The sequence below is a fragment of the Paenibacillus etheri genome, from assembly GCF_001012825.1.
GTDB lineage: Bacteria > Bacillota > Bacilli > Paenibacillales > Paenibacillaceae > Paenibacillus_AQ > Paenibacillus_AQ etheri.
The window spans coordinates 1-24,269 of record NZ_LCZJ02000027.1 but is presented as its reverse complement, the minus strand read 5'-3'; the positions used below and the strand labels follow the sequence as shown (position 1 = coordinate 24,269).

General features: G+C 43.1%; 19 protein-coding genes. 16 read left to right on the top strand and 3 right to left on the bottom strand.

The window, feature by feature from the left end; all coding sequences use genetic code 11:
- Positions 1-863 precede the first annotated feature (863 nt).
- From UQ64_RS17515 to glnA, 6 genes are all read left to right on the top strand, one after another.
- The gene (locus UQ64_RS17515; RefSeq protein WP_060624827.1) at positions 864-2,531 is read left to right on the top strand and encodes a S1C family serine protease; all 1,668 of its coding nucleotides are present in this window, start codon (positions 864-866) and stop codon (positions 2,529-2,531) included.
- Positions 2,532-2,637: 106 nt separating this feature from the next.
- The gene (locus tag UQ64_RS17510; RefSeq protein WP_060624826.1) at positions 2,638-3,327 is read left to right on the top strand and encodes a response regulator transcription factor; all 690 of its coding nucleotides are present in this window, start codon (positions 2,638-2,640) and stop codon (positions 3,325-3,327) included.
- A 1-nt stretch (position 3,328) separates the two neighbouring features.
- Complete coding sequence (locus UQ64_RS17505) at positions 3,329-4,783, top strand: sensor histidine kinase (protein ID WP_060624825.1); 1,455 nt, start codon at positions 3,329-3,331, stop codon at positions 4,781-4,783.
- Positions 4,784-4,843: 60 nt separating this feature from the next.
- Positions 4,844-5,800, top strand: coding sequence for a 4-hydroxy-3-methylbut-2-enyl diphosphate reductase (locus tag UQ64_RS17500; RefSeq protein WP_060624824.1), 957 nt, complete (start codon positions 4,844-4,846; stop codon positions 5,798-5,800).
- A 265-nt stretch (positions 5,801-6,065) separates the two neighbouring features.
- Positions 6,066-7,112 (top strand): 3-deoxy-7-phosphoheptulonate synthase, encoded by a 1,047-nt coding sequence (aroF, locus tag UQ64_RS17495; protein WP_060624823.1) that lies wholly within the window; start codon positions 6,066-6,068, stop codon positions 7,110-7,112.
- A gap of 283 nt (positions 7,113-7,395) precedes the next feature.
- Complete coding sequence (gene glnA / locus UQ64_RS17490; RefSeq protein WP_060624822.1) at positions 7,396-8,820, top strand: type I glutamate--ammonia ligase; 1,425 nt, start codon at positions 7,396-7,398, stop codon at positions 8,818-8,820.
- A gap of 203 nt (positions 8,821-9,023) precedes the next feature.
- On the opposite strand, the gene UQ64_RS17485 is transcribed toward glnA, so the two are convergent.
- Positions 9,024-10,058: a LacI family DNA-binding transcriptional regulator gene (locus UQ64_RS17485; protein WP_060624821.1), complete on the bottom strand. Its 1,035-nt coding sequence runs from the start codon at positions 10,056-10,058 to the stop codon at positions 9,024-9,026.
- 378 nt (positions 10,059-10,436) lie between these two features.
- On the opposite strand from UQ64_RS17485, the gene UQ64_RS17480 reads away from it, so the two are divergent.
- From UQ64_RS17480 to UQ64_RS17445, 8 genes are all read left to right on the top strand, one after another.
- A complete protein-coding gene (locus UQ64_RS17480; RefSeq protein ID WP_060624820.1) occupies positions 10,437-11,810 on the top strand; it encodes an ABC transporter substrate-binding protein in 1,374 nt (457 codons plus the stop codon).
- 121 nt (positions 11,811-11,931) lie between these two features.
- The gene (locus tag UQ64_RS17475; RefSeq protein WP_060624819.1) at positions 11,932-12,825 is read left to right on the top strand and encodes a carbohydrate ABC transporter permease; all 894 of its coding nucleotides are present in this window, start codon (positions 11,932-11,934) and stop codon (positions 12,823-12,825) included.
- Positions 12,825-13,661 (top strand): carbohydrate ABC transporter permease, encoded by an 837-nt coding sequence (locus UQ64_RS17470; RefSeq protein ID WP_060624818.1) that lies wholly within the window; start codon positions 12,825-12,827, stop codon positions 13,659-13,661. Before UQ64_RS17475 ends, UQ64_RS17470 begins: the two co-directional genes overlap by 1 nt.
- 29 nt (positions 13,662-13,690) lie before the next feature.
- Positions 13,691-16,429, top strand: coding sequence for a GH36-type glycosyl hydrolase domain-containing protein (locus UQ64_RS17465; protein WP_060624816.1), 2,739 nt, complete (start codon positions 13,691-13,693; stop codon positions 16,427-16,429).
- A gap of 151 nt (positions 16,430-16,580) precedes the next feature.
- A complete protein-coding gene (locus tag UQ64_RS17460; protein ID WP_060624814.1) occupies positions 16,581-17,468 on the top strand; it encodes an aldose epimerase family protein in 888 nt (295 codons plus the stop codon).
- A 110-nt stretch (positions 17,469-17,578) separates the two neighbouring features.
- Entirely contained in the window at positions 17,579-18,667 is a 1,089-nt protein-coding gene (gene serC / locus UQ64_RS17455) for a 3-phosphoserine/phosphohydroxythreonine transaminase (RefSeq protein ID WP_060624812.1), read from the top strand.
- A 123-nt stretch (positions 18,668-18,790) separates the two neighbouring features.
- The gene (gene trmL / locus UQ64_RS17450; protein ID WP_042125678.1) at positions 18,791-19,255 is read left to right on the top strand and encodes a tRNA (uridine(34)/cytosine(34)/5-carboxymethylaminomethyluridine(34)-2'-O)-methyltransferase TrmL; all 465 of its coding nucleotides are present in this window, start codon (positions 18,791-18,793) and stop codon (positions 19,253-19,255) included.
- A gap of 125 nt (positions 19,256-19,380) precedes the next feature.
- Entirely contained in the window at positions 19,381-19,635 is a 255-nt protein-coding gene (locus UQ64_RS17445) for an AbrB/MazE/SpoVT family DNA-binding domain-containing protein (protein ID WP_039871533.1), read from the top strand.
- A gap of 411 nt (positions 19,636-20,046) precedes the next feature.
- Here the strand turns inward: UQ64_RS17445 and UQ64_RS17440 are convergent, their stop codons facing one another.
- Together UQ64_RS17440 and UQ64_RS17435 are read right to left on the bottom strand one after the other, a co-directional pair.
- Positions 20,047-21,111 carry a phosphodiester glycosidase family protein gene (locus UQ64_RS17440; protein WP_156417593.1) on the bottom strand — a complete coding sequence of 355 codons (1,065 nt, stop codon included), beginning with the start codon at positions 21,109-21,111 and terminating at the stop codon, positions 20,047-20,049.
- A complete protein-coding gene (locus UQ64_RS17435; protein WP_060624810.1) occupies positions 21,108-21,515 on the bottom strand; it encodes a hypothetical protein in 408 nt (135 codons plus the stop codon). The genes UQ64_RS17440 and UQ64_RS17435 overlap by 4 nt, the downstream gene beginning before the upstream one ends.
- A gap of 283 nt (positions 21,516-21,798) precedes the next feature.
- Between UQ64_RS17435 and UQ64_RS17430 the strand changes: the two genes are divergently transcribed.
- Positions 21,799-22,455, top strand: a complete 657-nt coding sequence (locus UQ64_RS17430) for a DNA-binding response regulator (protein WP_060624808.1) — start codon at positions 21,799-21,801, stop codon at positions 22,453-22,455.
- 139 nt (positions 22,456-22,594) lie between these two features.
- Positions 22,595-23,812 (top strand): aminotransferase-like domain-containing protein, encoded by a 1,218-nt coding sequence (locus UQ64_RS17425; RefSeq protein ID WP_060624806.1) that lies wholly within the window; start codon positions 22,595-22,597, stop codon positions 23,810-23,812.
- Positions 23,813-24,269: the final 457 nt, after the last annotated feature.

The following is a 24,269-nucleotide window of genomic DNA, read 5'->3' as shown; positions in this document are numbered from 1 at the left end:
TTCTTCGTCATACCGTTGCCGCTGTTCACCCATGTGAACACCTCCTTAGATATCTTCATTATCTTAATCTCTTAACGAGGTGTCCACTTTTAATTCTAACTTCAAACCTCCCTTTAAAATTGAGTTTTGCGCTTGTTTACAGGATTATAGGGAAATCCTCCGTATAAATCCCTTGTTTTGCTCATAAACAGCTATATTGCTCAGAATTATAGGGAGCTTTTCCCTCTAAATCTTGATTTTTCGTTATATTTAGCTAATTATAGGGAGCATTTCCATATAATAAAGTTGGTTGACTTCTCAAGCTGTGCTGTCCATACGTTAATTGCGGAATAAGCTAGTTTGTCCAGATTTTATTAGTTTGTAGCTTGTAGATTGTTGTTTATGGATCATGTTTTTATTTTTTCACATTTGTCTTTAGTTTATTCTTTTATCTTTTATCTTTTATGTTTTATGTTGTATGTTGTATGTTGTATGTTGTATGTTTGGAAGTTCGGGCCGCGTTGTTTTCCGCGCCCGAGCTTCTTTTTTTACTTCCCTGCCTAGGGATTGGGTATCAGAGCGAAAAGTTTACGTCCGCCTTTGAAATCATGTTACACCCGCAGGGTCAATTCATAGGAACATGATTTCAAGAGCGGTGTAGCCTGAAACCCAGTCCCCCCAAGAGCGGTGTGCCTTCTGAAACCGAGTCCCACCGAACAGCGTGTGCGTCCTGATATTCAATCCCGTCTATCCGACTATCCGCCTATATCTTTTATCTCCGCTTAAATTGTTTTTAATGTGACCTTAAGGTTTAAAGTACAAAATAAGAAACAAGAAAACAAATTAATCCTTGTCAGGCGACAGGATGCAGGAGGTAAATAAACATGGACGATAACAAAAACAACTTTAATCGTGACAATGGACCAGCACCAGATCGGGATTGGGACAATAATAACCATAATAGCAATAATAATCAGTCATCCGAATCCGGATCATCATACTACTATTCTTATGGACCCTTTAAATCTTTGAACAAAGATGAAAGTAACGCAGACGGAAGTGCTCAGCATTACAACCGGATGGAGCCGGAGCGGGTCGAGATTACACCTCCACAGCCTGTAAAACAACTCCCATATAACAGTTCATATCGGAGTACAGGCTTCGATGGTAATGGCGGTGGACGAGGTGGAAACGGCGGAGGCGGTTCTGAAGGTGGCGGTGGCTGGCAATTTAATAAAAAACCAAAAAGCTCAGTGAAAACTATATTTGTTTCCTTCTTAGCGGGGATGGTCGTTCTCTCAGGTTCTATGTTTATGGCAGATCGAGGCAACTGGTTCACAGGGGACGCAGCAACCATTGCGAGCTCAGGATCGAATGGTACGGCGAAGACGACGAATGAGAGTGCTAGTACTACACCTAATACTACCACTACATCATTGGTGAAAGGATCTCGTGATGTGACTGGCGTAGTTGATGCGGTTGGACCAGCAGTCGTCAAGATTGAGACGCTAGTGAAATCCGGTTCACGTAATGGAAGTTCATCCAGTCCGAATTTGAGTGATCCGTTCTCTCAATTTTTCTTCGGGGATCAATACGGTGGAAGTGGTTCTTCACAAAATGAGCAGGACTCGAAGTCAGGTTCAAACTCTTCATCGCAGCTCATCCCTTTTGGAATTGGAACAGGCTTCATTTATGAGAAATCCGGATATATTTTGACCAATCAGCACGTTATTGAGAATGCTGATGTAATCCAAGTTACAGTGGATGGCGTGACCAAACCATACGAAGCGAAATTGTTAGGTTCTAGCAAAGATCTGGATTTGGCAGTACTGAAGATTGAAGGAGATAGTGATTTCCCTACAGTTGCTCTGGGAGATTCGGATAGCTTGAAAGTAGGTTCAGAGGTGGTTGCTATCGGTAACCCACAAGGCTTTGACCATACAGTAACCTCGGGTGTTCTTAGTGCCAAAGGACGCAGCATCGATATTAACGAAGAAGACGGAAGTGGAACACGAAACTACAAAAACCTGCTGCAAACGGATGCTTCTATCAACCCTGGTAACTCCGGTGGTCCGTTGCTCAATATGAATGGACAGGTAATTGGTATGAACGTAGCCGTTAGCACAGATTCCCAAGGTATAGGTTTCGCTATCGCTGTGAATACGATTAAAGAAGTCGTAGATAAACTCGAAGCGAACCAAGCAATTCCAAAAGAACCCGTTCCATTCATTGGTGCGACGCTTATGACGATTACAGATGAAGTAGCCAAGCAAATGGGCACTGATATTAAAGAAGGTTCTGTAGTTGCAGATATTATCTTTAAATCGCCAGCGTATGCCGCTGACTTGCGCCCTTACGATATCATTACAGGTGCAAATGGAACAAAATATGCAACAAACCAAGATCTGATCGCTTTCATTCAAACGTTAAAAGTCGGTGAGAAAGTAACATTGAATGTTGTGCGCGATGGTAAAAACTTGGATCTTTCCGTTACAATCGGCAACAAAAATGATTTTGATACAACGACTACTGGGCAAAGTCGGCAACGATAATACCGGACGGTGATTTACGCGGAAGGGGCAACCCTTCCGTTTTTGTCTAATCATGGTGTGACTGCTACAATATAAATAAATAGAAATGAACAATGGGGGCTGCTTGATGCGACCGAATATTCTTATTATTGATGATGATGAAAAAATTATCTCCATGCTTCGCCGGGGGCTAGCTTTTGAAGGCTACGATGTAAAGACAGCGGTGAATGGAGCGGATGGTTTACGGGCAATCCTTAGCAGTGATCCAGATGTGGTGATTTTGGATGTTATGATGCCTCAGGTAGACGGATTTGAAGTCTGTCGTCGTTTGCGAGAAGGGGGCAGCAATGTACCTGTTCTAATGCTTACGGCCAAGGATGAAATTGAGCATCGTGTGAAAGGGCTTGATCTGGGTGCGGACGACTATTTAGTAAAACCATTTGCACTTGAAGAATTACTTGCACGTGTACGAGCGTTGCTTCGGCGTAAGAGTGAGCAAAGCGGAGGCAGTGAGCAAGCGGTTTCTTATGAGGATATTACCTTGGATGTAGATTCACGTGAAGTGACACGCGCCGGTAAAAGACTGGAGCTGACGGCGAAGGAATTTGAGCTACTGCATTTGTTTATGCAAAATCCGAAACGTGTGCTTTCGCGGGATCTGATCATGGATAAAATATGGGGTTATGATTACAGCGGTGAATCTAATGTACTTGAGGTATACATAGCTATGCTACGCCAAAAGACGGAGGAGCATGGCGGTAAACGCCTCATTCAAACGATCCGGGGTGCCGGTTACATTCTAAGAGGTGACAACTAACATGTCTATAAGATTGCGGCTGACTGCTTGGTATTCAGGGATTTTGGCCGTTATGCTGCTGGCCTTATCAGCCGCAATTTACGGTTTTGTCTATTTTAATACGTATGGTGACTTGAAGGACCGTCTAAGAGTTCAAGCTGAGCAGACGAAACCCTTGTTTAGTATTGATCGTTATAATGGTGAGTTGAAGCTTGGTGGAGTCAGACGTCCTGAAAATTCCAATATGTATACACAAATTTATACTTATGGTAGCAAAAGTTTATCGCAATCGACAAATATGATTAATTTCGGTCTACAGTTTAATTATCCTGCCCAAGATAAAATTGTACAGGGATATCGTAATGTCGTCGTAGATGGTAATCAGTTTTTGATCTATGAGATGCCTATTATCTTAGAAATAGAAAATTTTAACAATAATCCAGTTGCTGTATTGCAAGTTGCTGCCTATGTGGGTGAGCAGAATAAGCTCTTAGAGCGTTTGAAAAATATATTGCTCGTCGGTTCTTTTGCTACCTTGATCGCGGCATTTACCTTTGGTTTATTCCTGGCCCGTAAAGCGATGAGTCCCATTGGAAAAGTGATTGAAGCTGCAAATGGGATTCAGACGGGGAATGACCTAAGCTCCCGTATTGAATATGATGGACCTCCAGACGAAATAGGTCGCCTCATTGAGACTGTTAATAACATGCTTGGGCGTATGGAAGGATTCTACACAGAGTTAGAGGATTCTTATGCCGCACAGCGTCGATTCGTTTCCGATGCATCACATGAACTGCGGACGCCTCTAACGACTATTCGTGGAAATATCGATTTACTGCAAAAAGTATGGGAGATGGAACCGGGCGAAGGGAAGATGAGTGAGGCTGAAATTCGCCAGCTCTCGATGGAATCGGTGAAGGATATCGCGGATGAGTCTAAGCGAATGAGTCGCCTGGTTTCAGATATGCTCTCTCTTGCGCGTGCTGATACAGGACGGACCTTCGAGATAGAACCAGTAGCACTTGAACCGATGATGACTGAGATTGCGCGTCGGGCATCCTTCCTGCCTCGACAAGCGGAGTGGGCAACAGGAGATATGTCCGCCTTAAATGGGAAATATGTTGTTGGAAATAAAGATTACCTACAACAAATGTTATTTATTTTTATTGATAATGCTTTTAAATATACGCCTTCCGGCGAGGTAAGTTTAGATACCATCTTCTATCAGAATCAGGTTGGTATTCGGATCACCGATACGGGAATAGGTATGGATAAAGATGAGGTTCCATATATTTTCGACCGTTTCTATCGTGCAGATGAATCACGTGGAATTACAGAAGGGATTGGGCTTGGCTTATCCATTGCTAAGTGGATTATTGACGAACATGGTGGGTCTGTGGAAGTTGTTACACGTCAAGGCGAGGGAACCACTTTTGTGATCTGGTTGCCGCTTCTCTTTGCTCCGCCGCTGGAATAGGGTATAATTTAAAGTGTGTCCTATTACAGAAGTCAACGAAAGCAGAAAGTTGGTGAAGTCATGGAAGTCATTAAAATTTCTCCCCGGGGATATTGTTACGGAGTAGTCGATGCTATGGTAATGGCACGGCAGGCTGCGCAAAATCTCGATCTTCCCCGGCCGATTTATATACTTGGCATGATTGTTCATAATAGTCATGTTACGAATTCGTTTGAGGACGATGGCATTATTACCTTGGACGGTCATAACCGTCTGGATATTCTCGATAAAGTAGACAGTGGAACGGTTATATTCACTGCCCACGGAGTTTCACCTGAGGTGCGCAAGATGGCTAGGGATAAAGGATTGACTACGGTCGATGCTACTTGTCCTGATGTGACAAAGACGCATGATCTCATTCAGGAGAAAGTCGATGATGGTTATGAGGTTATTTATATCGGCAAGAAAGGCCATCCGGAACCGGAGGGTGCTGTCGGCATTGCGCCAGATCATGTGCATTTAATTGAAAAAGAAGATGAGATTGCAACCCTATCCATTCCTTCTTCAAGAATTGTAATAACGAATCAGACCACTATGAGCCAGTGGGATATTAAAAATATTATGAAAAAGCTTCTAGAGACCTTCCCGGGCGCCGAAGTGCATAATGAGATCTGTATGGCTACTCAGGTGCGTCAAGAGGCTGTAGCCGAACAGGCGGGTCAATGTGATCTATTGATTGTTGTTGGCGATCCACGTAGTAACAACTCTAATCGTCTGGCACAGGTGTCGGAAGAAATTGCAGGTGTTCCTGCCCATCGGATTTCTGATGTGTCAGAACTTAACACAGACTGGCTGAAGGGTGTGAATATTGTGGGTGTTACTTCTGGTGCGTCTACACCTACACCAATTACCAAAGAAGTTATTAATTATTTGGAGCAGTACGATTCCGAGAATCCCGAGACATGGGAGATCAAACGAACAGTGAATATGGCAAAACTACTTCCTCCGGTTAAGAATAAGAATGCAAGTACTACTTAATGCGCTGTAAGCGAACTTATATATTTTGTGCTGGGACAAAAGCGTGTAAACTCGTCTATCGAGGTTACACGCTTTTCTATTTAGAAAAAGTGGGTTCATCTTATAAATTAGGAAATAGGATTGACGGTAATGGGTTTTTGGAGTAAAATCGCTTTAATAGTTAAAAGCATAAAAGCTTAAAAGCTTAAAAGCGAACACGCGTCGTAGTGTGAGTGAATTCAGCGAAATCGTTATAAATTTTAATTGTAGAGAGGAAGTTATAAAAATGATCGTCATTACATCTAATCAAACCCCAGAAGAGCAGGTTAAAGATATTATCGCAGTTATCGAGAAGGAGGGCTTGCAGGTACATCTCTCCAAAGGTGCAGATCATACCGTTATCGGTTTAGTAGGAAGTGTCACTCCTAAGCTTGCAGAGCATTTGCGGCAAATGAAGGGTGTGGAGAATGTCGTGAAGATCTCCAAGTCTTATAAGCTAGCTAGCCGTGATTTTCATCCAGAGGATACCATTATCGATATCAAGGGTGTGAAGATCGGTGGAGAGAATCTGGTGATTATGGGCGGACCTTGTGCCGTTGAGTCTCCAGAGCAAATTGATGAGATAGCCCGTCTAGTTAAAGCTTCGGGTGCTCAGGTACTGCGTGGAGGTGCGTTTAAGCCTCGTACAGGTCCATATAGCTTCCAGGGTGTAGGTGTAGAAGGTTTGACTATGATGGCTGAAGCAGGGAAGCGTCATGGCCTGTTAACCATTACAGAGGTTATGACACCAGAGTATGTGGATATTTGTGCTGAGCATGCTGATATCCTTCAGGTGGGTACACGGAACATGCAGAACTTTGATTTGTTGCGCAAGCTGGGTACTTGCGGAAGACCTGTCCTTCTGAAACGCGGCTTCAGTGCAACCTATGATGAATTGCTCAATGCAGCGGAGTACATTTTGGCAGGCGGAAATAAGGATGTAATGCTCTGTGAGCGTGGTATTCGTACATTTGAGACTTACACTCGCAATACACTGGATCTATCGGCTATTCCGGTTCTACAAAGCTTAAGCCACCTTCCGGTAATCTCTGACCCAAGTCACGGCACTGGACGTCGTGAGTTAGTTGAACCTATGGCTAAAGCTTCGGTTGCTGCTGGTGCGAATGGTCTAATCATCGAAATGCACACAGATCCGGACAATTCCATGACAGGTGATGGTGTTCAATCGTTATTCCCTGAGCAGTTCGATAATCTACTTAAGGATCTGGCAAAGCTTGCTCCAATTGTTGGACGTAAGTTTTCAACTTCGCCAGAAACAGTTTCGGCGCTATAATATGTAAGCATATCACTACCTTGGAAGCCCTCTAAACCCGCGCTATAGCGGGATAGTAGGGCTTCTTTGTTATTGGATAAGTTAAAGATGGCATGAATATTAGTGAAAATAACGGATTTCACGAAAGCGTTAGAATATCTTACATAGCTGAAAGAAATACCTGACATAAGCATTGACGATGTTAGGTATGAGATTTATAATGACGACAGCAAATAAAAATGAAACAAGAACATTTGCATACTGTGAGGGGCTTAATGTTCGGAACTTGGGGGAGGAAAAATTCATGTCGGTTGAAAAAGTGTTGCAAACAATTAAAGAAAACAATATCGAGTGGGTAGATTTTCGATTCGTAGATTTAGGTGGCCGTGCTCACCACATTTCTCTGCCTGCTTCTGAAGTAGAAGATGAAACTTTTGTAAATGGGGTAGCATTCGACGGTTCTTCCATCAAAGGATTCCGTGGTATTGAAGAATCAGACATGGTTATGATGCCTGATCCGAACAGTGTGTTCATTGATCCGTTTACAGCTCATCCAACGCTGAACGTAATGTGTGACATTTTCACTCCTGATGGTGAACGCTATGAGCGCGATCCTCGCGGTATTGCTGTGAAAGCAGAAGAATTCCTTCAGAAGAGCGGAGTTGGAACATCGGCATTCTTCGCACCTGAGTCTGAATTCTTTATCTTTGACGATGTTCGTTACGAGAGCGGTATGAACAGCTCCTCATTCTTCGTAGACTCTGAAGAAGCGGCTTGGAATACAGGTCGTAAAGAAGAGGGCGGCAACCTGGCATTTAAAGTTGGCGTTAAAGGTGGATATGTACCTGTAGCACCTGTGGATTCCCAACAGGATATCCGTAGTGAAATGTGTCGTCTGCTTGCTGAAGTAGGACTGCGTATCGAACGCCATCACCACGAAGTAGCTACTGCGGGCCAAGCGGAAATCAACTTCCGTTTTGATACATTGAAGAAAACCGCTGATAATCTAATGACTTATAAATATATTGTTCAAAACACTGCACGTCAGTACGGCAAAGTAGCAACTTTCATGCCAAAACCACTGTTTGGCGATAATGGTAGCGGAATGCACGTACACCAATCGATCTTTGACGGAGACACTCCTTTGTTCTACGAAAAAGGCGCTTATGCTAACTTGAGCGAAATGGCTCTTCACTACATCGGCGGTATTTTGTACCATGCACCGGCTTTGATCGCATTGACTAACCCAAGCACCAACTCATTTAAACGTTTGGTTCCTGGTTACGAAGCACCGGTTAACTTGGTATACTCCAAAGGAAATCGTTCTGCAGCAGTTCGTATCCCTGTAGCAGCTGTGACACCAAAAGGCTGTCGTATCGAGTTCCGTACACCGGATTCCACGGCTAACCCTTACTTGGCATTCTCCGCAATGCTGATGGCAGGACTGGACGGAATTAAGAACAAGATCAACCCACAAGAACTGGGTTACGGTCCTCTGGACAAGAACATCTACGAATTGTCCGATGCAGACAAAGAAAAAATCCGCAGCGTTCCAGGCAGCCTGGGCGAAGCACTTGATTCTTTGGAAGCTGATTACGAGTTCCTTACCGAAGGTGACGTATTTACTAAGGACTTCATTGATAACTATATTGCTTTGAAACGTTCCGAAGCTCAAGAGGTTGCGATTCGTGTTCACCCACATGAATATTCTCTGTACTTCGACCTGTAAGATTGCTTAAATAAAGGTGTTCCTAAGCCATGGAAATGGCTTAGGAACACCTTTTGTGTTGATTTAGGATATAAAAGACTCTAAACAAAAATGAGGATATCTTTGGCCATTGATATGGCTAAGAATATCCTCATTTTGCTTCTATAGTTTAATATTCTGCCCTGTAGTTCCACTTTAATAAAGTAAAGGCATCTTTAAAGGGGCTACACTAAACCCCGCTCAGAAGCGCCACAGGATTCTCTTATGATGAGCTCTGGCTCCACGCTGAAAGAGCTCGTGCCTGATTGATTGTTTATTAAATCATACAGCATTAACGCGGCTAGACGACCGATCTTATCTTTATTTTGTTTAATCGTAGTCAAGAGTGGTGTTGTGTAATTACAGGCTTCGATATCATCACAGCCAATAATTGCGACAGTACCAGGAACGGTGATAGAAGATTCCTTAAGGGCACGCATAGCCCCGATAGCTAGCTGATCAGAGGCCGCGAAGATCGCTCTGGGTAAATTGCCATTCGCAATCATTCTACGCATGGTCTCATAACCGCTGGCTTCAAAGAAATTGCTCCCGTTTAAGAACCAGTTTTCGTTAATCGGTAGTCCTAAATCTTCAAGCGCTTTGCGGAAACCACTTTCACGTATATTGGAGATTTCTGACTCTGAGGAACTGCCGATATAGCCAAGTTCTCGATAGCCTAATAAGTAAAAGTGTTCGACTACCTTAGTGGACATCTTGAAATTATCAGACATGATATAACCAGAATTGTCGCCTGATAGCTTTAAATCTACGCCAATACAAGGGATAGAACTATTGTCTAATTCGCTAATAGAGGTTTCTAGCTCTTGTCCGGAAATTAGTAGGCAACCATCTACATTAAAATGCAGACATCTGGCAAGATAATCATTAGTGTCGCCACTTTGAAATTTTTCGTTAGAGAAAAAGATCAGGTCGTAACCTAGCAGTCCCATTTGCTTTTTGAAGGAGTTTAGGACTTCGATGAAAAAAGGATGGGTAAAGTCAACATTCAGCATGCCTGCAAATATAACACCAATTAGATTCGATGATTTTGTAGCTAATGTTTTTGCTGAATTGGAGGGAGTATATCCGGTTTCTTTTATGATTTGTTGTACCCTAGTCTTGGTGTCCTCCGAAATGTCGCTGTAGTTATTAATGATTTTAGATACTGTCGAAACAGAAACCCCAGCTATTTTCGCTATGTCTTTAATGTTATAGGCCAACTTTAGTCCTCCTTTTAATGAGAAAAACTCCGTAATCTATGATGAAAGTGTAATTTGAGTTAGGCTTTTTTATGGATTTTAAGTATGAATTACGAAACGTTTTCGTAGATGATTTTATAATTATATAAGAAGATAGTCAATGGGGTGTTTGGCGGTAAAATGATAATACCCTTGATATAAAAGGATTTTTAAGGATAATAGTTCAAAATTAGTCCAAAGATAAAGAATAAAAAAAGACTTTACAAAGATAAATAACGATGTAATAATAAAAACAACGAAACCGCTTTCTGGATTATCGTCGTGAAAGTTTCGTGATTTCGGGAGTTGAAATGCTGTTTCGTTAAAAGGTCAGAACAATTTATCTGGGGGGTAACAAAAATGGTAAAGAAGCTTTCTGCGGTATTGATGAGCTCAGCGCTAGTGCTCTCATTAGCAGCATGTGGAAGCGGCAACAACACAAACGGTGAGGCTACAAATGCTCCGGGGAACGGAACAGACAAGCCAGCATCTGGTGACAAGAAAGTGATTAAGATCTTGCACTGGAAACAAGAGAATATTAACAAAGTCATTACAGACATTAATAAGAAGTTTGAAGAGAAATATCCTGAATATAAAGTGGAGTACACAACCACTGGTCCGGATGATGAGTTTAAACAAGCACAAAGAGCAAGAATTACAGCTGGTGACGTAGACGTCCTTGCCGATTTGTCCGGTATGAGATTGTCTCCGAAAGATTGGACACCAGGTGCGAAAGTGCCAGACTGGCAACAATGGATTGATTCCGGTCTGATTGCTGATCTGAGCAATGAAGCTTTCGTTAAAAACTACAATGCGAATGATATTGCTAAGGCGGGTACTTACAAAGATAAAGTTTATGCGATCCCAACCGGTAAAGTAGCAATGTCAGGTTTCTTCTATAATAAAGAAATGTTTGAAGAAAACGGTTTGACTGTGCCTACTACATGGACAGCGTTCATTAGTCTTCTTGATACTCTGAAATCTAAGAGCATCGTGCCAATCGTAGTGGCTGGTAAAGATGTATGGCCTTTGAAACTACCAGTGTTCGGTTTGCAGTCTAAGATTCTAGGTGGCGGCGACCAACAAAAATGGATTGAAGGCGTTTGGAAAGGTACTTCGGCGTTCAACGATGCTGAGGCTGTAGAAGTGCTGGAAAAAATGAAGACGCTTCAAGATAACTACTTCATCGACGGTTTCTTGGGGATTGACTATGCAACCGCACCTTCGTACTTCGCAACAGGTAAAGCAGCTATGATCGCTGACGGAACTTGGGATGCTCCTACGATTGCTGCTGCTAATCCAGATCTGAAATTCGGATACTTCCCAATTCCAGCTACTGAAGACGCTGCTAAAAACAATTCACTTGTAGGTAAATACGATGTAACTTGGTATGCAGCAGAAAAAGGTCCGAACAAAGAAGGCGCTTTGAAATGGCTGGAATTCTTCTCTGAACCAGAAAACTACACAGAATACGTTAAAGCTGCAGGCTTCTTGCCAACACAAGATAACATTGCAACTGACAGTGACTTTATTGACAAAGAGCTTGCTCCTTACATGACAGGTGACTTTGAGCTAGCTTATGAAATCATGATGATTAACCGTGATAATGTTGGCGAGCACATTGCTGCTGAGGGTGTACACACTGAATACCTTGCACCAGGTGGCGAATTTAAATCCGCTAAAGAACTTGCAGATGTTCAACAAAAAGAATGGGAAGCTGCAGCTCCTAAATAAGCTGTTATCTCAATAAACAGACATCTACAACATACTGTGCACCATCATGTACTACAACATCGGGGTCTGTTCGTACAGACCCCGATCATTTTATTGAATTAGGATTGGGTAGGTGAGAGAAATGTATCCGTTCGGAAAAGGTATAAAAAGATATTTACCACTTCTGCTGCTTATGATTCCATTATCATTGTATGTTGTTTTTTATTTTGGACCCTCTATGATGACGGTCATCTATTCATTTACAGATATTACGAACGTTCCTGGAAGTAAGTTGAATTTCGTAGGCCTTGAAAATTATTATAGTGTTTTTAACTCCGGAAATTCAGGCGAACGTTGGGATTCCATTATACGAACTGTTTATTTCATGATCATTGTTACAATCGTACAAAACGGTGTCGGTCTCCTTATGGCCGTAGTTATTAATCAGAAGCTGAAAGGCGATTATTTTTATCGCGCAGTTTTCTTTTTGCCGGTTGTGCTTGGTGTATCGGTAGTTGCACTGGTATGGGGCTTGATGTTCGATCCGCTAAGTGGTCCCGTAAATCAACTGTATGATTCATTGTTCGGTTATAAAGACATGTTCTTTGGAAGCTTCACCCATGCGTTTGGTTATATTATATTCACGCAAATTTGGATGTATATGGGTTACTCTATGCTGATTTTCCTTGCAGGGCTTCAATCCGTTCCGAAAGACCTGTATGAAGCTGGATACATTGATGGAACTACGAAGTGGCAATCTTTTAAGAACATTACGTTCCCACTTATTGCTCCATCGTTCACCATTAATATTATTTTGTCCATCATCGGTGCGATGTCCACCTTTGATATTATTCTCGCAACTACGGACGGTCGCTTTAACACAAGAACGATGGCTTATGACGTGTATAAAGAGACGTTCCGTGGTTCTCTACAGATGGGACTTCCATCCGCGCTTTCTGTGGTACAGTTCCTTATGATTCTAGTCTTCGTTGTATTTGCAGTTAAACAAATGCGTAAGAGAGAGGTGGAATATTAATGAAAGATTCCAAAACCGCCAAAACTCTCTCTTATATTCTGATTGCAGTGTTGCTTGTTTTGTATATCATGCCGCTATTGTTTGTTATAAATATTTCATTCAAGTCCTTCACAGATTACCTGCTAGACCCGATCGGACTTGTGAAAAGTATTCAATGGGATAACTACAAGGAAGCTTGGGTAAAAGGTAATTTCTCTAATTATTTCCTGAATAGTCTGCTGTATACAGCCGTAGCAACAGTGCTTACACTAATTGTTTCGTTATTCGGGGCTTTTCCGGTAGCGAGAAATTATGTGAAGTGGAGCGGGTTTATCTATTTGTTCTTCTTGATGTCACAGTTCTTGCCTAACCCTATGGTTGCCCAGTTCAAATTGATGCTTACCTTGAAACAAGAGCTTGGATTTGTGGGCTATGATACGAAGCTGGGTTATATTCTCCTAAAAACAGGAGGAACAGGTATCGTCTTCATGATGTTCGTAGGTTATATTAAAGGGATCAGCCGTGAGATGGATGAAGCTGCAGGTATGGATGGTGCTGGGTATATGCGGTATTTATTCCAGATCATTATGCCGCTGATGAAACCTGTTATCGCAACCGGTGTTATCCTGACAGCGATTACGATTTGGAATGACTTTGTAGGTCCAATCATGTATTTGCCAAGTCCGGAACATTATCCAATTACCTTCGGGCTTAAAGAATTCCGCGGTCAATACGGGAACAACTGGCCTATGTTGGCGTGCGGTATCATGATCGTATCTGCACCACTTATCGTCCTGTATACCTTCATTCAAAAGTATATTGTTGACGGTGCATTGGCAGGTGCGGTTAAAGCTTAAGTAGATGTGTAAATGAGAGGATGAGGACAATGGACCGCAAAAAAATTCTTGGCTTTGAATTCACCGGAAAGGATGGGGAGTTCAAGCTTCAGCAACCGGATCATAGTAGTTTCTTATACTTCCCTCTAGTAAATGAGGGGGGGATGATGTCGACTGTAACCCCGAAGCTTCATGGTCAGGCGACGACAGGTCATAATACATTTTTGACACCGCCATTATCTGTTGAAGATTTGCATAATTCACGTGCTTCACGTAATTTCTGGGTATACGTCGAAGGCAAGGGTGCTTGGTCTGCAGCTGGAAATTCGGCTAAGCAAAATGCAGCGTTCTACACTTCATCTGCTGATGATTCAGTGCTCGAGGCTGGATTCCTATGGCATCGGGTCACTCACAGCAACTCTGAGATGGGTGTCAAAGCTGAGATTACCAGCTTCGTACCTAGCGGAAACGATAAAGTAGAACTAATGAAAGTTACATTAACGAACGCAGGAACAGAGAAGCTTACTCTTACGCCAACGGCTGTAGTTCCATTGTATGCTCGTTCCGCAGATGATCTGCGGGATCACAGACATGTAACCTCCCTGCTAAATAGGATTTACACATCAGCTTATGGTGTTGAGGTTCAGCCTGCACTTTCTTTCGATGAGCGTGGTCATCGCATTAACTATACCTCTTACGGTGTGTTTGGTGCGGAAGGTGACGGCAGTCAACCTGCTGGTTTCTTCCCGATTCAAGAGGAATTTATCGGTGAAGGTGGAAGCCTTGACTGGCCAGAAGCAGTTATTCTGAATACTACGCCGGAGATTGGTAAGGGTGGAGGCGTGGATAGAGAGGGTTATGAAGCAGTCGGTGGCCTTCGTTTTGCTCCGATTACCTTGTCTCCTGGTGAAAGTCATTCTTATGTCGTAGTTATGGCCATTGATAGTGATAGAATTAACGTTGAAGCGATGATGGACAAATATGGTACATCTGAAGCTTTTGATCATTTATTAGAGGAAACTAAAACCTTCTGGGCAGATAAAGTGAATATGGTTGAATTCCATACCGGCGATTCGGATGCGGATCAATGGATGAAATGGGTAACTATCCAACCGGTGCTTAGAAGACTCTATGGTAACTCCTTCTTACCGTATCATGATTATGGAAGGGGCGGACGTGGCTGGCGAGATCTTTGGCAAGACTGTTTAGCGCTGCTTATAATGGAGCCTGCTGAAGTTCGTAGCCTACTCTTCAACAATTACGCTGGTGTGAGAATTGATGGCAGTAACGCAACTATCATCGGTCAACAGCCAGGCGAATTTATCGCTGATCGTAACAATATTCCTCGTGTGTGGATGGATCATGGAGCGTGGCCGTTCTTAACAACGATGCTCTATCTGGATCAGAGTGGTGACCTTGATTTCTTGTTGCAAGAACAGACTTATTTCCGGGATACTTTTATGAGTCGCTGTAAGGAACGTGATACTTCTTGGGATATCTCTGCAGGCAGTGATCTTAGAACAGCTTCCGGGGAAATCTACAAAGGTACTATTCTGGAACATATTTTGCTGCAAAATCTAGTGCCATTCTTTAATGTAGGAGAACATAATAATATCCTGCTCGAAGGCGCGGACTGGAATGATGGTCTTGATATGGGGGCGGATCGCGGAGAGAGTGTAGCTTTTACATCTTTCTATGCTAGCAATCTATTAGATATTTCTCGGATGTTGCGAACCCTTAAGACTTCTAAAGGTCAGGAAACTATTGAATTGGCCGAAGAAATGCATCTACTGCTAGATACGCTTAACGAGTCTGTGGATTACGGTTCTATATCAGGCAAGCACGAGAGACTGGATCGATATTATGCTGCCGCACCAAATAAGGTGAGTGGAGTTCGTGTATCTCTCGATATTAATAAAGTAGCTGACGATCTGGAACAAAAAGCGGACTGGTTGTTTAACCATTTGCGTAACAATGAGTGGGTACAGAGTGAGAATGGCGATGGCTGGTTTAATGGTTATTATAATAACGATGGTGAACGGGTAGAGGGAGAATTTTCTGAAGGCGTTCGTATGACGCTTACGGGTCAAGTATTCCCACTTATGGGTCATGCAGCGGCTCCGGAGCAAATTCCACATATTATTGCTGCTGTAGATCGTAATCTATTTGATGACAAGATTGGATACAGGCTTAATTCCCGTTTCGGTGGGATTCAGCAGAATTTGGGTCGTGCTTTTGGTTTTGCTTTTGGCCATAAAGAAAATGGGGCCATGTTCAGTCACATGACCATCATGTACGGAAATGCGTTGTATAAACGTGGTTATGTAAAAGAAGGTCATAAGGTCCTCGAATCTCTTTACAGCTTGAGTACGGATTTCGAAAAAGCTCGCATCTACCCAGGTATTCCTGAATATATTAACGAGCAAGGCAGAGGGATGTACACGTATCTAACAGGCTCTGCAAGCTGGCTCTTGCTAACCATGGTCACTGAAGTATTTGGTGTGAAGGGTAAGCTGGGTGATCTATTGCTAGAACCTAAATTAGTAAAAGAACAATTTGATTCCGAGGGTAAAGCGTCAATTAAGACGATTTTTGCAGATCGTGAGTTTGAAGTGGTCTATAAAGCCACTGGAAGCTTTAACTACGGAGAGTACCAAATACACTCCGTTACGTTGAATGGCGGCGATGTGACGCTGCAGCGCGGCTCAGGAAGTGCGATTATTCCACGTGAGGAGCTACTTGCTCTGCAGACAGAGGAGCTTCACGTGATTGAAGTGACTCTGGCGTAATCATAACAGGATTTTATTAAAAACGTCTGCACCGTTATGAATAGCGGCTGCAGACGTTTTTTTGAAAATTATAAAAACTAAGTTTCTTCTTGAATGCTATAATGGGGCTAATTTACTTATTTGTTGAATGATTGAAAGGGGTTTGTGAAGAATGGGTTGCAGGCTGTCAAATGGCGTATTATCTGTTGATATCGCTGATATTGGAGAAGATTATAAAGGGACTCGTTTTGACTGGACGGGGTTTATCACACAAGTTACGTTAGAAAAGGGTAAACATACTTTTTGTGTGCCAGAAAGCTTGAAGGAAGGCGAAGGTACTGGTGGAAGTGGACTTTGTAACGAGTTTGGCATTTCCCGGGCAATTGGGTATGATGAAACGCCGATTGAAGGCTGGTTTCCAAAGCCCGGAATCGGATTGTTACAAAAGCTGGATTCGCAGAGCTATAGCTTTCATCGCAAGTATCCACTAACCCCTTTTGCTGTTGATATGGAGGTTAGGGATGATTCGGTTACATATACTGTCCAGCCGATGGAAAGCAATGGATACGCGATGCTTTTGACCAAAACGATCTCTATAAAGGATGACCAATTGGAAATTGCATATGAATTGCATAACAAAGGGGATAAGCCATTCCAAACCGAGGAGTACATCCACAATTTCATTGGAATTGATGGTTTGAATATAGGTGCAGATTTTGAGTTGCGTCTCTCGAATGCGCTCAAAGTAGTAGAACCAGAATCTCAATACACGAACAATTTGCTAGAGGTATCTGGTAATACCCTTACTTGGTCAGAAGAGCCAGACCGGTCATTTTACTGCAAGCTGAGCGGCTGGGGAGGCCCGGAGGCTGAGTTCAATTGGGAGCTGGTTCATAAGCCTAGTGGAACAGGAGTACGCGAGAGCGGAGATTTCCCAGTAGCACGAATGGCTCTATGGGGAGAACGCCATGTGGTGTCACCTGAAGTTTTTGTGAACATTAGTCTTTTACCGCATGAAAGCAAGTCCTGGAGCCGAACGTATCATTTTTTCACATCATGATAAGCAGTAATCCAAGCTTTTATGTGAATAATTATACTTGCTGGTGTGTAAGATTATTGCTATCATAAGCGATATCCATATTGATAGGAGAGAAAGGGTGGGGAGTAGTTTTGAATAAGAGAGCATACAATTTTAATGCCGGACCGGCAGCATTGCCGCTTACGGTACTGGAACGCGCACAAGCGGAGTTTGTTGATTTCCGAGAAAGTGGAATGTCTATCATGGAGATGTCGCACCGTGGAGCAATCTACGAATCCGTGCATAATGAAGCGCAGGAACGTCTGCTTTCGCTCCTCGGCAATCCGAAGGGCTATAAGGTATTGTTCGTACAAGGTGGAGCAAGCACACAGTTTGCTATGATCCCTATGAACTTGATCTCTGAGGGCCAAGTAGGTAGTTATGTAATGACAGGAAGTTGGGCTGATAAGGCTTTTAAAGAAGCTAAATTGGTCGGAGGCGCTCATGTAGCTGCTTCTTCAGAAGATAAGAAATTCGTAGCGATTCCTGAGTTGAGCTCGATCAAGGCTGCGGATAATGCTGCTTACCTTCATGTAACTTCCAATGAGACCATCGAAGGAACGCAATTCGCGGAATTCCCGGATGCTGGCTCGATCCCGCTAATTGCAGATATGTCTAGTGATATTCTATGTCGTCCAATCGATGTGAATCAATTCGGAATGATCTATGCTGGAGCTCAGAAGAACCTTGGTCCTTCTGGTGTGACTGTGGTTATTGCTAAAGAAGAATTGCTTGCAGAATCACCTTCTAACATTCCTACAATTATGCGTTACAGTACTCATTATAAAAATAACTCTCTTTACAACACACCTCCATCTTTCTCGGTATACATGGTTAACGAAGTATTAAAATGGATTGAGGAGCAAGGTGGTTTAGCTGGCATTCAATCCAAGAACCTTGAAAAAGCGGGTCTGTTATACGATCACATCGATGGAAGTGACGGCTTCTATAGTGGCGTTGCTGAGAAGAGCAGTCGCTCCATTATGAACGTTACCTTCCGGATGCAATCGGAAGAACTCGAAAAACGGTTTGTTAAAGCCGCTGAGCTGGAAGGCTTTGTCGGCTTAAAGGGACATCGCAGTGTGGGTGGCTTGCGCGCTTCCATTTACAATGCAGTTCCTTACGAAAGTGTTAAGGCACTTTCCGATTTCATGAACCATTTCCGGCAAACTCAAGGTTAATGAACTCTATCGTAAACCTTCCGCCTATGGGTGGAAGGTTTTCAGTTTGTTTGGAGAAGCTATGGTTATGCACTAGAATAAAACATCTGGCTATCAAGCCTTTAGAGAGGAAGGAACCATATAATGGCACTCCATATCGTATTAGTAGAGCCGGAAATTCCGGCCAATACCGGTAATATTGCACGTACTTGCGCCGCAACTGGCACTCATCTTCACCTGGTTCGCCCACTCGGATTCCGTACAGACGATGCTACATTGAAAAGAGCAGGATTAGATTACTGGCATGCTGTTAACATTGAATACCACGACTCTTTTGCTGAGGTACTCGAGAAGTACAGTGAGGGACGTTTCTTTTACGCAACAACGAAAGCCGAGAAGAGATATAGCGACTTTGATTTTCAAGATGGAGATTTTTTTGTCTTTGGTAAAGAAACGAAGGGTCTCTCTGCAGAAATTCTGGAAGCGGGTAAAGAAACAAAAATGCGCATGCCAATGAGTGATGCTGTAAGATCACTGAATTTATCTAATTCTGCGGCTATTATTGTATATGAAGCCCTTCGACAGTTAGATTTTCCTAATCTTGTTTAGAAAAAAGACATTTTTTTTGTTTTTTTTCAGCAGGATTCGACATTTTAATAACGAAATATAATGAATGAGCCGAAATAAATAGTAGCTACAAATTATTAGTTGAACAGGAGAGGTGTACGTTAGATATGAAACCTGCTGGTGTAGTTCGCAAAGTGGATCAGCTGGGTAGAATTGTTCTGCCTAAGTCCCTGCGTAAAAGGTATCAGATGAATGAAGGCGACCCGGTTGAAATTTTGGTACAGGGTGACCATATCATCTTGGAGCGTTACCGTCCAAAATGTGTTTTCTGTGGATCAATGGAAGGTGTAAGTGAATATAAAGATCGTTATATTTGCGCTGCATGCCTCTCAGAAATGACCCAATTGCCAAGACACGCATAGGAAATACATATTTACACATTTAGAATTCTGACAGCCTATAGTTTTCTAAATAAAGAAACTGTCCCATTCGTAGACTTCTCTACTTATGTGGCAGTTTTCTTGTTTCAGTAAAAAAATGTCTCAGAGCCAAGTGGCTGCTGAGACATTAGTGAAATAGAAGAAACGGGTACCGTCCCTAAAAGGACGGCACCCGTTCTTCTTGCTTATAGACCTTTTGTTTTGTCGTCGTTGTAAGATGAGGTAAGGATGCCGACCATAAATAACACAAATACGAATGTTACGATCCAAAAGGTTAATGAGAACGACATACTGGCACCTCCATTAGCAAATGTATTCGTTATCAAGATTATACCCTGCAAATCAATAAAAATAAACGCAAATGTGATATGTTGCATAGACATTTTACTATAATCATTCAAAAAATAGGAAATTTGTCGGTACAGCTCTAAGATTTCCGTCAGATGGTTTGTTGACTACTCTTCCGTTGAAGATGAGCGAGGACGATCCTCCACCATCCAGATTATAAGCATCCATCACGCCCATATTATATAGCTTGTTCTGAATTTCCTCTAGCTGTGCTCCAGAGCTGCCAAGCTCATTATAGCCATCCGCTACAAAGATAAGAATCTGATCATCCTTATAATTACCGATAACTGTACGCGGCGCCCGATTGGGGGATGTTTTCCACTTTTCGGGAATGGGCACTTTGACGTTGTTCTTAAGTAGAACAGGCACAAAGGTTGCACCGAATACGGGTTCGAGTTGATCTAACTGTGCGCGACTGTAGAATTTTCCACCGATTAACTGTCCGGACTTGTTCAGACCTACGAAGCTGAGATCCTTGAACGTCGGCTCGAAACCATTGAGATACTTTCCATCCACCACAGTTGTGCTTAAGGGATAACGTTTCCCGGATTGATCTGCAAAACCGCCTGCATTAATACCAGCAATGGCTCCATTACGCTGTACGGCATGCATAGTTGTTTCCGCACCGGAGGCTGTCTCCGCCAGGCTCATCTTCATAGCGGTCGGATCCTTCAGTTTGATTTTCAACGCATAAGCTTTGTAGTTTCCTGGATTTAATCGATATAACTCAACTCTAATACGGTCGCTGATAACGATCTCTGAAGGTATTCCAAGCTTAGCTGAAATTCTGCGGTTGTAGATCAGTTCAGGTCGGTTCGCTTGAGTCTGCGCTGTCACAACCAGCTTATTCATTACAGCAGTGGTTCCCTTATATAGCTTGGCGCTAGCGCTGACTGCATCTATGGTGTAGGATGCAGTACCTTCGGCTAGGGTTAGATCCTTTTTTAGGACGGCTGTTTCATTCAGGGGCCCTGAGATAGGTGTGAATTGACCAATATCAAGATCCAGCTCGAGCGGTGGCCGATACCACAACATACATATCAGTAAACCTAAAAAAGGTGCGGTTAGAAGCATAAAGAAACGGTTCACTCTTTTGACTGGCGTCATCATTTGATCAGATCCATTTTTTTCTTTAAAGCTTCTAACTGTTTGTTAACTTCGTTCAATTGCGTATATAGCTTATTACTATTGTCTGTCTTGGCACTAGCATTATCTTTAGTGAAGGTTAATAGTTCGTTAAAACTTTGCACAGTATTCTGCAATTCCTTCACCTCTTCAGTTAGAACGGCAATCTTCGACTCATAGTCGGTCTTCAGAACGGTAAGTTGCTGCTGGCTCTGAGTGCTAAGTTGGCTGAGCACCTGCTGTTTCAGATGGTTCGTATAGCTGTATACAGCATATACACCAATTCCAATCATCACGATCCAGAACAGTAAAAACCATTTTACGGAAGGGCCGTTTCTCACAGCAGTACGGCGCGAGTGTACCGGGGACGTTTCCGCTAGCGGTTGCATTTGATCACCTCGGGTTGGTCTTTTTTTCAAGTCCCCATTCTATCAGACTTTGACTAGTTTCGCAAAAATGAAAGAGAGCGTGAAAACTAGAAAAAGTAATTGCATCCTATTAAACTACTGCGATACAATTTCTATAGATTGGAATTTCTGCTAGACGTACTCAAGGTAACCAGCGAGAGAATAAACGAACAAGTCATCACACTTCCTTGCTTGCGTTTAAACCGGAAACGCTGCGGCGTTTTCCTTTCTGGATGATTATATAAAGCAGGGGGTCTGGGCATTAATGATGAAGGTTTGGCAGGTGGTTATTGTGGGGTGTCATCCTACAAGTATGCTGGGGACAAAATTGATTTTAGAAGAGGGAGGAGAGCTTAAAGTTCTAGGAATGTATTCAACTTGGGACGAAGGCGCTTCCATCGTAAGGGAAAAGAATCCCGAGCTCGTGCTGGCAGATTATCATATGCCTGAAGGTAATATTGAGAGTGTGCTGTTAAATATGAAAAAAAGCTCACCAAACTCGCATTTTGTTGTGATGACTGATGAAGACGGCAGGGATCTGCTTCAGCCACTCATAGAGCTAGGAGCCAGCGGGATATTCTCGAAAGGAGCTTCTCCTCATCAGCTTTTACAGCTGATCCAGGGTTTGCGAGTGGGTTTTCTTTCAATGCCGCTAGAATGGATAGAAAAAGGATCCTGGCCGATTTCGACATCTAAAGGTCTGGATGATGTTCTTCAATTGACGCAGACCGAGATGTTTATTATGGAGCGAATCGTACAGGGAATTACCTATGATAAAATAGCGCTTGAAATTGCAGTAAGCCGTCGCTCGATTGACAATTACTTGCGCAAAATTTATGTGAAGCTTGATGTTTCGACGCGAGCGCAGGCCATTGAGAAATTTGCTCTCTTTTCAAGACAAAACAGGCAAATCTACGCATAACCCAAGCTATACGACATAATGACGGTAAAGGTGGAATATTCTTGAAATAGAAGAAAGCATATCACGTTGAATGGATAATCGTCCTCGGAAGAGGATAACTAATCCATTTCTACATGGTACTAGGGAAGGGGGATTTCGCATGCTATACCAATTTTCTGCTCGCGCACACACACTGCTATCGTCACCGCTTCTAAGTATTCGCACCCAAACACGGAGAAGCTCCATGATATCGCTTGCTGAAGAATTACCAGCGGAAGAACTGTTCCCGTTATCGCTGCTTGCTGAAGCAGCCTCTACGGTGATATCTGCAGATGCAGGGGCACTTCAATATGGTGATCCTGCAGGTTATGGGCCACTTCGGGAGTGGCTTGCCGGGGATTGGCTCAGAGAAAAAGGGGTAACTGTTACTGAGGGTGGAGTTCTGCTAACAACGGGTAGCCAGCAAGCGATCGATTTGTTGTCGCGGGTGTATATTGATCCGGGAGATCGCGTATTAGTAGAAAATCCGACATCTCCAGGATTCCTACAAACGCTTCGGATGCAGGGGGCCATTATTATTCCTGTAGAGGGTGACTTGAACGGCCTTGATCCAGATCATTTGCGGAGGCAAATTGAACTGCATAAGCCTAAGATGCTGTTTGCAACACCAAGCTTCACGAATCCAAGTGGCATCCTATGGAGCTTACAGAGACGGCGTGAGGTGTTGGAGCTTTGTATCGCCTATGACATCCTGATTGTAGAAGATGATTCTTATGGGGATTTACATTTCCAGAAGTATGGTGAGCATTGGGCCACAAGATATCCATCCTTATATGCATTAGAAAATATAAGTGATGGCGGACACGTATTATATATCGGATCGTTCAGCAAGACCGTTGCGCCCGCGTTGCGGACGGGCTGGGCTGCAGGTAGCCGGGAAGTGATCGGGATGATGGCTGCTGCCAAGCAGATGGCAGACTGGCAATCGAGCGCATTAAATCAACGCCTTTTGCATCATTTGTTGGATGTGACCGCTTTTGATCTTCGCGAGCATATTGCGCAGCTGAACCGAGAATATAACACCCGACTGAAGTTGATGGTGGAACTTCTTAAACGTCCAGCTTGGAAAGGAAGCTCCTACGATCTGCCGTCAGGAGGCATGTTTCTATGGGTATCTCCGCCGGAGGGGATGGATGTTATGGCACTGCTGAAATGTGCGCTAGGTAAGGGAGTAGCATTTTTGCCAGGACCTTTATGTAGTGTGGATGGAAGCGGAAATCACATTCGTCTCAACTTCAGCCATCCTGGCCGGGATGAGCTACTGCTTGGTATGAATCTAATGAGCGAGGCGGTTAAGGAGTTCACGGCTCGGAGTTAGGTGTGGGCTGATTAAGGAATCTGATGGATCGGACGTATAAATGTAATGAACAGGTTGATGAGCGGTCAAATGCGTAGGCAGATGTTCGGTCAGATGCGCAGGGTGATGTGTAGGCGGATGAACTGGCAGATCAATGAATGACACACTCAGGAAGTTAATACGATCAGAGTGATGCATTAGCCAAGGAGTAGAGTGCGGGGGAGGTCAGTATAGGGAATTTCTCCCTATAACTGGCTGATTTATATTCTGAAATGGAGATTATAGGGAATCTATCCCTATAAATTCCGGAAAAAGCTCTTTTTAGGGAGTGATCTATGCATTTATAGGGAGGAATGAAGTTAGAATTAAAAGTGGACACCCGTTAAGAGATTAAGATAATGAAGATATCTAAGGAGGTGTTCACATGGGTGAACAGCGGCAACGGTATGACGAAGAATTTAAGAGAAACACTGTTAAA

Excerpts from the sequence above, each read along its gene's own strand:
- UQ64_RS17460 (WP_060624814.1), top strand. The coding sequence starts at position 16,581 with ATGGGTTGCAGGCTGTCAAATGGCGTATTATCTGTTGATATCGCTGAT.
- UQ64_RS17510 (WP_060624826.1), top strand. The coding sequence starts at position 2,638 with ATGCGACCGAATATTCTTATTATTGATGATGATGAAAAAATTATCTCC.
- UQ64_RS17500 (WP_060624824.1), top strand. The coding sequence starts at position 4,844 with ATGGAAGTCATTAAAATTTCTCCCCGGGGATATTGTTACGGAGTAGTC.
- UQ64_RS17435 (WP_060624810.1), bottom strand. The coding sequence starts at position 21,515 with ATGCAACCGCTAGCGGAAACGTCCCCGGTACACTCGCGCCGTACTGCT.
- UQ64_RS17475 (WP_060624819.1), top strand. The coding sequence starts at position 11,932 with ATGTATCCGTTCGGAAAAGGTATAAAAAGATATTTACCACTTCTGCTG.
- UQ64_RS17465 (WP_060624816.1), top strand. The coding sequence starts at position 13,691 with ATGGACCGCAAAAAAATTCTTGGCTTTGAATTCACCGGAAAGGATGGG.
- UQ64_RS17440 (WP_156417593.1), bottom strand. The coding sequence starts at position 21,111 with ATGATGACGCCAGTCAAAAGAGTGAACCGTTTCTTTATGCTTCTAACC.
- glnA (WP_060624822.1), top strand. The coding sequence starts at position 7,396 with ATGTCGGTTGAAAAAGTGTTGCAAACAATTAAAGAAAACAATATCGAG.
- trmL (WP_042125678.1), top strand. The coding sequence starts at position 18,791 with ATGGCACTCCATATCGTATTAGTAGAGCCGGAAATTCCGGCCAATACC.
- UQ64_RS17445 (WP_039871533.1), top strand. The coding sequence starts at position 19,381 with ATGAAACCTGCTGGTGTAGTTCGCAAAGTGGATCAGCTGGGTAGAATT.
- aroF (WP_060624823.1), top strand. The coding sequence starts at position 6,066 with ATGATCGTCATTACATCTAATCAAACCCCAGAAGAGCAGGTTAAAGAT.
- UQ64_RS17425 (WP_060624806.1), top strand. The coding sequence starts at position 22,595 with ATGCTATACCAATTTTCTGCTCGCGCACACACACTGCTATCGTCACCG.
- UQ64_RS17430 (WP_060624808.1), top strand. The coding sequence starts at position 21,799 with ATGATGAAGGTTTGGCAGGTGGTTATTGTGGGGTGTCATCCTACAAGT.
- UQ64_RS17505 (WP_060624825.1), top strand. The coding sequence starts at position 3,329 with ATGTCTATAAGATTGCGGCTGACTGCTTGGTATTCAGGGATTTTGGCC.
- UQ64_RS17515 (WP_060624827.1), top strand. The coding sequence starts at position 864 with ATGGACGATAACAAAAACAACTTTAATCGTGACAATGGACCAGCACCA.
- UQ64_RS17470 (WP_060624818.1), top strand. The coding sequence starts at position 12,825 with ATGAAAGATTCCAAAACCGCCAAAACTCTCTCTTATATTCTGATTGCA.
- UQ64_RS17480 (WP_060624820.1), top strand. The coding sequence starts at position 10,437 with ATGGTAAAGAAGCTTTCTGCGGTATTGATGAGCTCAGCGCTAGTGCTC.